At 70.6% G+C, this 7,284-nt stretch carries 8 protein-coding genes; 5 read left to right on the top strand and 3 right to left on the bottom strand.

Features of this window, described 5'->3' with window-relative positions:
• Positions 1-16 precede the first annotated feature (16 nt).
• Positions 17-1,342, top strand: a complete 1,326-nt coding sequence (locus tag P7V53_RS09425) for a sorbosone dehydrogenase family protein (protein ID WP_280155225.1) — start codon at positions 17-19, stop codon at positions 1,340-1,342.
• Positions 1,343-1,348: 6 nt separating this feature from the next.
• Here P7V53_RS09425 and P7V53_RS09420 read toward each other — a convergent pair whose 3' ends face one another.
• Positions 1,349-3,586 carry a TonB-dependent receptor gene (locus P7V53_RS09420; RefSeq protein ID WP_280155224.1) on the bottom strand — a complete coding sequence of 746 codons (2,238 nt, stop codon included), beginning with the start codon at positions 3,584-3,586 and terminating at the stop codon, positions 1,349-1,351.
• Positions 3,587-3,635: 49 nt separating this feature from the next.
• Positions 3,636-3,986 carry a DUF1304 domain-containing protein gene (locus tag P7V53_RS09415; RefSeq protein WP_280155223.1) on the bottom strand — a complete coding sequence of 117 codons (351 nt, stop codon included), beginning with the start codon at positions 3,984-3,986 and terminating at the stop codon, positions 3,636-3,638.
• A gap of 113 nt (positions 3,987-4,099) precedes the next feature.
• Between P7V53_RS09415 and P7V53_RS09410 the strand changes: the two genes are divergently transcribed.
• The 3 genes from P7V53_RS09410 to P7V53_RS09400 all read left to right on the top strand — a co-directional run bounded on the left by P7V53_RS09410 (position 4,100) and on the right by P7V53_RS09400 (position 5,789).
• Positions 4,100-4,639 (top strand): MOSC domain-containing protein, encoded by a 540-nt coding sequence (locus P7V53_RS09410; protein WP_280155222.1) that lies wholly within the window; start codon positions 4,100-4,102, stop codon positions 4,637-4,639.
• 62 nt (positions 4,640-4,701) lie between these two features.
• Positions 4,702-5,178 carry a tyrosine-protein phosphatase gene (locus tag P7V53_RS09405; RefSeq protein ID WP_280155221.1) on the top strand — a complete coding sequence of 159 codons (477 nt, stop codon included), beginning with the start codon at positions 4,702-4,704 and terminating at the stop codon, positions 5,176-5,178.
• Positions 5,175-5,789: an RluA family pseudouridine synthase gene (locus P7V53_RS09400; protein ID WP_280155220.1), complete on the top strand. Its 615-nt coding sequence runs from the start codon at positions 5,175-5,177 to the stop codon at positions 5,787-5,789. The genes P7V53_RS09405 and P7V53_RS09400 overlap by 4 nt, the downstream gene beginning before the upstream one ends.
• Here the strand turns inward: P7V53_RS09400 and thpR are convergent.
• Positions 5,786-6,334 carry an RNA 2',3'-cyclic phosphodiesterase gene (gene thpR, locus P7V53_RS09395; RefSeq protein ID WP_280155219.1) on the bottom strand — a complete coding sequence of 183 codons (549 nt, stop codon included), beginning with the start codon at positions 6,332-6,334 and terminating at the stop codon, positions 5,786-5,788. The genes P7V53_RS09400 and thpR overlap by 4 nt on opposite strands.
• Before the next feature lie 116 nt (positions 6,335-6,450).
• Between thpR and P7V53_RS09390 the strand changes: the two genes are divergently transcribed.
• On the top strand, positions 6,451-7,269 hold the full coding sequence (locus tag P7V53_RS09390) for a transporter substrate-binding domain-containing protein (protein WP_280155218.1): 819 nt from the start codon (positions 6,451-6,453) through the stop codon (positions 7,267-7,269).
• The last annotated feature ends 15 nt before the right edge of the window (positions 7,270-7,284 follow it).

Genomic DNA, 7,284 nt, shown 5'->3' with positions numbered 1-7,284 from the left:
CCTCGGAGCTGTCGCCATGCTGTCCTTCCGCCCGCCTCCCCAGGCCGCCATCGCGGCCGCTTGCCTCGTCGTCATCACCGCCTGCGGCGCCCCTCCGGTTGCCGCCCCGGTCGCCGGCATCGGGCCGGATCCGGCCCTGCCCGCGCCGCAGAAGAAGCTGATCCCCACTGTCAACGTGGCAGAAGCCAAGGGCTGGCCCGCGGGCATGAAGCCGAGCGCGCCGGCGGGCATCGCGGTGGCGGCGCTCGCCAGCGGCCTCGAGCATCCGCGCTGGCTGCACGTGCTGCCCAACGGCGACGTGCTGGTGGCCGAGACCAACGCGCCGCAGCGGCCCGAGGACGGCAAGGGCGTCAAGGGTGCCGCAATGAAGCTGTTCATGCAGAAGGCCGGCGCGACGGCGCCGAGCGCGAACCGCATCACGCTGCTGCGCGACGCGGACGGCGACGGCGTCGCCGAGGTGCGCAACGTCTTTCTGGAGGGCCTGAACTCGCCGTTCGGCATGGCGCTGATCGGCAATCAGCTCTACGTCGCCAACACCGACGCCGTGATGCGCTTCCCGTACACCGAAGGCGCCACGCGCATCACCGCCGCCGGCACCAAGCTCACCGACCTGCCGGGCGGTCCGCTCAACCATCACTGGACCAAGAGCCTGATCGCCAGCCGCGACGGCAGCAAGCTCTATGCGACCGTCGGCTCCAACAGCAACGTCGGCGAGAACGGCATGGACAAGGAAGACGGCCGGGCGGCGATCTGGGAGATCGACGCCAAGAGTGGCCAGAAGCGTCTGTTCGCCACCGGCCTGCGCAACCCCAACGGCATGGCATGGGAAGCCAGCACCGGCAAGCTGTGGACCGTGGCCAACGAGCGCGACGAACTGGGCGACGACCTGGTCCCGGACTACCTCACCTCGGTGGTGGACGGGGGCTTCTACGGCTGGCCGTACAGCTACTACGGGCAGCGCGTCGACGATCGAGTGAAGCCGTCCCGGTCCGACCTCGTCGCCAGGGCGATCAAGCCCGACTACGCGCTCGGCTCGCACGTGGCCGCCCTCGGTCTCGCGGCCGCCGACGGCGCGGCGCTGCCCGCGCCATTCAAGAGCGGCATGTTCATCGGCGAGCACGGATCGTGGAACCGCAAGCCGCCCAGCGGCTACAAGGTCGTCTTCGTGCCGTTCGCCAACGGCAAGCCGGCGGGCATGCCGGTCGACGTGCTCACAGGCTTTCTCGGGCCGAACGGCGAAGCCTACGGACGGCCCGTGGGCGTGGCGATCGACAAGCGCGGCGCGCTGCTGGTGGCCGACGACGTGGGCAACGTGGTGTGGCGGGCGGCAGCGGCGAAGTGACGAACATCAAAGCTTCATCTCGAGGCGCAGCTGCAGGTTGACGAATGACCGCGAAGTGATCTGCGTCGTCTCCTGCGCACCCTGGAGATCGAATCCGCTGCGCGTCACGTAGTCGGACGGCGCCAGGTTGCTGGCCGACACACGCAGCCGCAGCGCCGGATCGAAGGTCCACAGCAGATACGTGTCGATGACGCGCTTGCGGCCCTGGAAAGCGGTCTGCGTGTCCGTGAGCCGCGTGTCGTACGCCGGGGTCCAGTTGAGGTTGCCGCCGACCGTGAGCGGCAGGCTGCGCCATCGATAGTCGAAGCCGACATTGCCGGTGGCGGCCGGCTGCTGGTCGAGCCGGTTGTCGGGGCCCGGCACGCTCGCCACCCGCGAGCGGAACACGCTGAGGTTCGCGCGCAGGTCCAGCGGCGGCTGCGCCGGCCACAGGTCGGACAGGCGCAATTTCGCTTCGAGCTCGATCCCCTGCGCCGTGGCATCGCCGATGTTCTGCGGCCGCGCCACCCAGCGGCGCTGCGCCGACCAGGCCACATCCTCCTGCGCCGTCACCGTGCGGATCAGGTCGCGGATGCGGCGGTGAAAGAGGTTCGCGCTGAGCAGCCCGCCGCCCGGCAGGTAGCGCTCGACGCCGATGTCCAGCCCGGTGGCCAGCTCGGGCCGCAGATGCGGATTGCCGGCGCGATCGGGAAATGCCGAGACGTTGGCGATGTCCGCCGGATAGCGGCTGTTGAGCGTCGGCCTGGCGATGAGGTTCTGAAGGCTCGGCGAGCGCCAGCTGCGCGTCAGGCTGAGCCGCACCTGGTCGCGGCTGGCCGGATCGGGCTTCCACACCGCGTGCGCCAGCGGCGTCCACACGCCGTTGCGGTTGCTGACCCGGCTGCCGTCGGCGCCGTCGCCACGCGTCGCGATGCCTTCCCAACGCAGGCCTGCATGCAGCGCCCACTGCGCACCGGCACTCCACTCGTCCTGTGCATACACCGCTGCCCGCGTGCTGCCGGCGCTGAGGCTGTCGCCGAAGTCGGCCAGCAGCGGGCGGCGTGATTCCTCGCGCCGCGTGCCTTCCAGTTCCACGCCGGACACCAGGTTGTGCCCTTGCGCCCACAGCGCCGTCATCTTCGCGCCGACGCCCAGCGTGTCGTCCTGCACCTCGCCGCCTTCGTCGAGCGTGCGCGTCGCTGCGCCGTCGTCGAACTCGCTGCGGCGATTGTTCTCGACGCTGTGGCCGCGGCTGGCGTGGCCGCGCCACTCGATCCGCACCGCGTCGCCGAGGCGCCGGTTCCAGTGCAGGTTCATCCGCGCCAGCGTGAAGCGCGTGTCGCCGGTCGTCTGCGATTGGTCATAGGCCGGCTGCGTCTCGTCCGGATCGGTCACGCGCTGCTCAAGCGTGGCCTCGCGCCGCACCGGCCCATGCAGGTGCAGCAGGAACGGCGACCACGTGAGCACGTCGCCGCCGTCGCCGCGCCACTGCAGCCGCGCCGTCGCATGCAGGCCCTTGCGCCGCGTGTGACTGGTCGCGTGCTCGGTCTGGTCCAGCAGGGTCGACCCGTCGGCCAGCGAGCGCCGCACGGTCGTCGTCAGCGTGTCGCCGTCGCGGGTGTGGGTGTAGATGGACGGCGAGACATTGAGCGTCCAGTCGCCGACGGTGTCGTTGCGCGTCCAGGCGAAGTGCGGATCGACGTGGCCGTGCTCGAATCCCAGCGTGGTCCGCACGTCGTTGATGCGCTTGCGAAATCCTTCGCGCGTGACGATGTTGAGAGTGCCGGCGATCGCGCGCGCCCCGGTCTCGGCCGTGGGCGCGCGCAGGATCTCGATGCGCTCGATCTGCTCGGGCGTGATCGAGTCCAGCGAGAAGCCCGGCGGCACGCGTTCGCCGTCGAGCAGGATCTGCGTGTAGCCACCGCCCAGGCCACGCAGGCGGATGTTGCCGCCGCGTCCCGGCGCGCCCTGCATCGTCACGCCGGGCAGGCGCTTGAGGATCTCGCCGACGGTGCTGTCGCCGAAGCGCTCGATCTCTTCGCGCCCGACGATGATCTTTGCCGCGGTGCTGTGCCGGCGCTGTTCGGTGTCGCCGGCGCGACCGCCGGTGATCTCCACGCGCTCCAGCCGCGCGGGGCGCGGCGTCGAGGCCGCCGCCTGCGGCGCGGACGCGGCGGCGGCCGGCTGCGCGTGAACAAGGGGAGCCGGCAGGACCGTCGCCAAGGTCAGCGCGAGGGCAAGACGACGGAGGGACGACGGCATCATGGCCGCGAATTGTCCCGCACGCCCCGCGGGGATCGGTTGGGGGGAGCTGCTACGACCAGTACAGCGCCAGCAGCGCCACCAGCGCCGGCAGCGCCTGCACGAACAGGATCTTGCGGCTGGCCGTGAACGCGCCGAACACGCCGGCGACGATGACGCAACCGAGGAAGAACACCTTCACCGGCAGGCCGGCGGCGCCCAGGAACAACCCCCAGATCAGGCCGGCCGCGAGGAAGCCGTTGTAGAGGCCCTGGTTGGCTGCCAGCGTCCTGGACGCCGCGGCGAACTCGGGTTCGAGGCCGAAGGTGCGGCGCCCCAACGGCGTGTTCCACAGGAACATCTCCAGCACCAGGAAGTAGAGGTGAAGCAGGGCCACCAGGCCGATCAGGATGTTTGCGAGCATTTCCCCCTCCAGGGTCACAAGGTGCGCGACGATACCCGAGGCCCGTGCGGCTGTCGTGCCGCCATGGCGACCGGCAGGCGCGGCGACACGGCACTGGGGCGACAATCCGCGGCATGAGCACAGTCGCCGCGGTCCATCGAAGCGCCAGCCACCGTTTCAGCAAGCAGCCGCAGGCGTCGATTCGCCTGCTGCAGGGCCTGGGTGTCGAGGGCGACGCCCACCTGGGCGTGACGGTGCGGCATCGCTCGCGGGTGGCACAGGACCCGACGCAGCCCAATCTGCGACAGGTGCACCTGATCCATGCCGAGCTGTTCGACGAGCTGCGGGCCAAGGGCTTCGAGGTGGCCGCCGGCCAGCTCGGGGAGAACGTCACCACGCACGGCATCGATCTGCTGGCGCTGCCCCGCGGAACGCGTCTGCATGTGGGCGATGCCGCGGTCATCGAGCTCACCGGGCTGCGCAATCCGTGTGCCCAGCTCGACGCCTTTCTTCCCGGCCTGATGAGCGCACTCGTGGGCCGCGATGCCCAGGGCGGCCTGGTGCGCAAGGCCGGCGTGATGGGCATCGTCAGCATCGGTGGCGAGGTGAAGGCGGGCGACGCTGTGCGCGTCGAGCATCCGCCGCTGCCGCACCGGCGACTCGAGCGCGTCTGAGGGCTTTCGAGTGCCTCAGACGGGGGCTGTCGGGCCTGCGGCGGCGGTGGCACCATGCGCGCATGTCCCTGCGTCCTGTCTCCATCGATGACGTGACCCCCGGCGAGCTGTGGCTAGGGTCCATGCCGGGCCGCTTCGAGCGTTGGGCCGAGTTTGCCGCCGAGGCGCGCCGGCGCAAGCTGTCGATGGTTGTCTGCCTGGCGCCGCCGGACGAGATCGCCTCGCTGTCGCCGGCGTACTGGCAGGCGGTCGGCGAAGGTTCGCTCGACTTTCGCTGGATCAATCTGCCGATGCCCAACTTCGGTTTGCCGCGCGACGAGCCGGGCTTCCGCGAAGGCATCGCACAAGCCGCCGAGGCGCTGAAGGCCGGCGAGTCGGTGATGATCCACTGCGCCGCCGGCATCGGCCGCACGGGCACCGCGGCCGCCTGTCTGCTCAAGCGCCTGGGGCTGTCCACCGACGAGGCGATGCAGCGCGTGCGCGACGCCGGGTCCAACCCCGAGACGGCGCAGCAATCGGGCCTGGTGGATCAGTTTTGAGCGTGCGCGTCATATTCGCCGACGACGCGCTGATCGTCGTCGACAAGCCCGCCGGCCTGCTGTCCGTGCCGGGTCGTGGCAGCGACAAGCACGATTGCGTGGCCGCCCGCATGCAGGCCTTGCATCCCGATGCGCTCGTCGTGCACCGCCTCGACATGGCCACCTCCGGGCTGATGCTCATGGCGCGCGGTGCCGAGGCGCAGCGGCGTCTGAGCGTGGCGTTTGCGCAGCGTGCGGTGCACAAGCGCTACGTGGCGGAGGTCCACGGTGCGCTGACGGCCGAGGCCGGCAAGATCGACTTGCCGCTGGGCGCCGACTGGCCGAACCGGCCCCGGCAGCAGGTCGATCGCGAGCGGGGCCGGCCTTCGCTCACGCGCTATCGCGTGCTGTCGATCGATGCCGCCCGGCAGCGTTCGAGGCTCTCGCTGGAGCCGGTCACCGGGCGCTCGCACCAGGTGCGCGTGCATCTGCAGGCCATCGGCCACCCCATCGTCGGCGACGCGCTGTACGGCGCAGCGGACGAGCGGCTGATGCTGCATGCCAGCGAGCTGCGGCTGGCGCACCCCTTCGGCGGCCAGGGCCTGCACCTGCGCAGCGATCCGCCGTTCTAGGCGTCTGGCGACGCGTAGCGACCGCGCACGATGTACTGCGTCGGCGGACGCAGGTCAGACTCGACCAGCACATAGTCGCGAACGGACCAGTGGATGGCCTCGCACTGCACCGGCGGTTCGGCCCCCTGGGCGCGCCGGGCCAAGGTGATGTGCGGCTTCAGATGATGGCGAGCCGAGCGCACGCCCAGCGGGCCCAGCGCGCGATGCAGGCCGCGGTGCAGCTCGCGCAGCGCCGGCGGCGCGGCGCTCGGTCGCAGCACGGCGATGCCACCCGGCCACACCTCGCCGCGATCGAGCGTGAGCTCGAACGGCTCGAATCCGACGTGCAGCGCCTGCACCAGCTCCGGCACGCGCTCGCGCGCGACGAAGCCGAGAAAGTGCAGCGTCATGTGCAGCTTGTCGCCTCTCACCGGCGCGGCGCCGCGCGGCCATGTCCAGCGCTGGATGTCGTCGAGGATGGCATCGCGGACCTCCTGCGGCGGCCACAGGCCGACGAACAGGCGTGCCAGCAGATGCGCGACGGAGCGCTCCTCGGAGTGCGTCATGCCGCGGATGATGCGCCGGGCCCGGCCCCGCACGTCGGTCGCGGGTTTTGCTTGCCGGACGTGGCACCGCGGTTCAACATCGCACGCCTTGGCATTACCGATCGAGGATGGCTCAGATGCTTCATGCGATACGGACATCGGTGACCGCGTTGTGCCTTTGTCTCGCCGGCCTCGTGGCCATGGCGGCAGAGGGACCGGAACGGCCGGTGGTCCGGGCCTGTGGCCATCACGACTATCCCCCGTGGAACTGGATGCAGGACCAGCGCATCGTCGGCGTCTGCGCCGCCGTGGCGCAGCGCGCGATCGAACGGCTGGGCTACCGGGTCGACCTGTCGTATGTCGGGCCGTGGAAGCGCTGCCAGGCGCTGATCGAGGCGGGGCAGATCGACGTCAACATCTGCGCGTTCCGCAACCGCGACCGGGAGCGCTATTCGGTGTTCGCCGAGCCGCGCATGGCCCAGAACCGCATCGCGGTGTTCGTGCAGAAGCAGCGCGCACCCCAGATGCCCTTGCGCACCTGGACCGACCTGAAAGGACTGCGCATCGGCCTGGTTGCGGGCGTCAGCATGGGGCTGGATTTCGACACCTTCCTGGAACAGCACACCGAGGTGCAACGGACCACCGACATGGGCAGCGTGCTGCGGATGCTGGCACGCCATCGCGTCGACGCGGTGCCGTTCGGGCGCGAGGCCGGGCTGCTGCAGGTCGACCACCACCGGCTCGCCGGGGAGATCGTGCCGCTGGCCTCCGACGCGCTGGTCGGCGACCTCTTCGTCTCGGTCTCGCGCAGTTCCCCGCTGGCCGCCCGCATCGGCGAGATCGGCGCCTATTTCGCCCGCCCGTCGTACCCGGAGGAGCTCGAGCGCCTGTTCGCCGAATACCACCGCCTGTATCTTCAGCGCAGCGCCGACACGCAGCCACCGCCCGTGCGATGAGCCGTCCGGGGACGC

It is taken from the genome of Piscinibacter sp. XHJ-5, from assembly GCF_029855045.1.
Classification (GTDB): domain Bacteria; phylum Pseudomonadota; class Gammaproteobacteria; order Burkholderiales; family Burkholderiaceae_C; genus Albitalea.
Note: the sequence above shows the minus strand (reverse complement) of the source record. Positions and strands in the feature narration are given on the sequence as shown.

Excerpts from the sequence above, each read along its gene's own strand:
- P7V53_RS09425 (WP_280155225.1), top strand. The coding sequence starts at position 17 with ATGCTGTCCTTCCGCCCGCCTCCCCAGGCCGCCATCGCGGCCGCTTGC.
- P7V53_RS09420 (WP_280155224.1), bottom strand. The coding sequence starts at position 3,586 with ATGATGCCGTCGTCCCTCCGTCGTCTTGCCCTCGCGCTGACCTTGGCG.
- P7V53_RS09415 (WP_280155223.1), bottom strand. The coding sequence starts at position 3,986 with ATGCTCGCAAACATCCTGATCGGCCTGGTGGCCCTGCTTCACCTCTAC.
- P7V53_RS09410 (WP_280155222.1), top strand. The coding sequence starts at position 4,100 with ATGAGCACAGTCGCCGCGGTCCATCGAAGCGCCAGCCACCGTTTCAGC.
- P7V53_RS09405 (WP_280155221.1), top strand. The coding sequence starts at position 4,702 with ATGTCCCTGCGTCCTGTCTCCATCGATGACGTGACCCCCGGCGAGCTG.
- thpR (WP_280155219.1), bottom strand. The coding sequence starts at position 6,334 with ATGACGCACTCCGAGGAGCGCTCCGTCGCGCATCTGCTGGCACGCCTG.
- P7V53_RS09390 (WP_280155218.1), top strand. The coding sequence starts at position 6,451 with ATGCTTCATGCGATACGGACATCGGTGACCGCGTTGTGCCTTTGTCTC.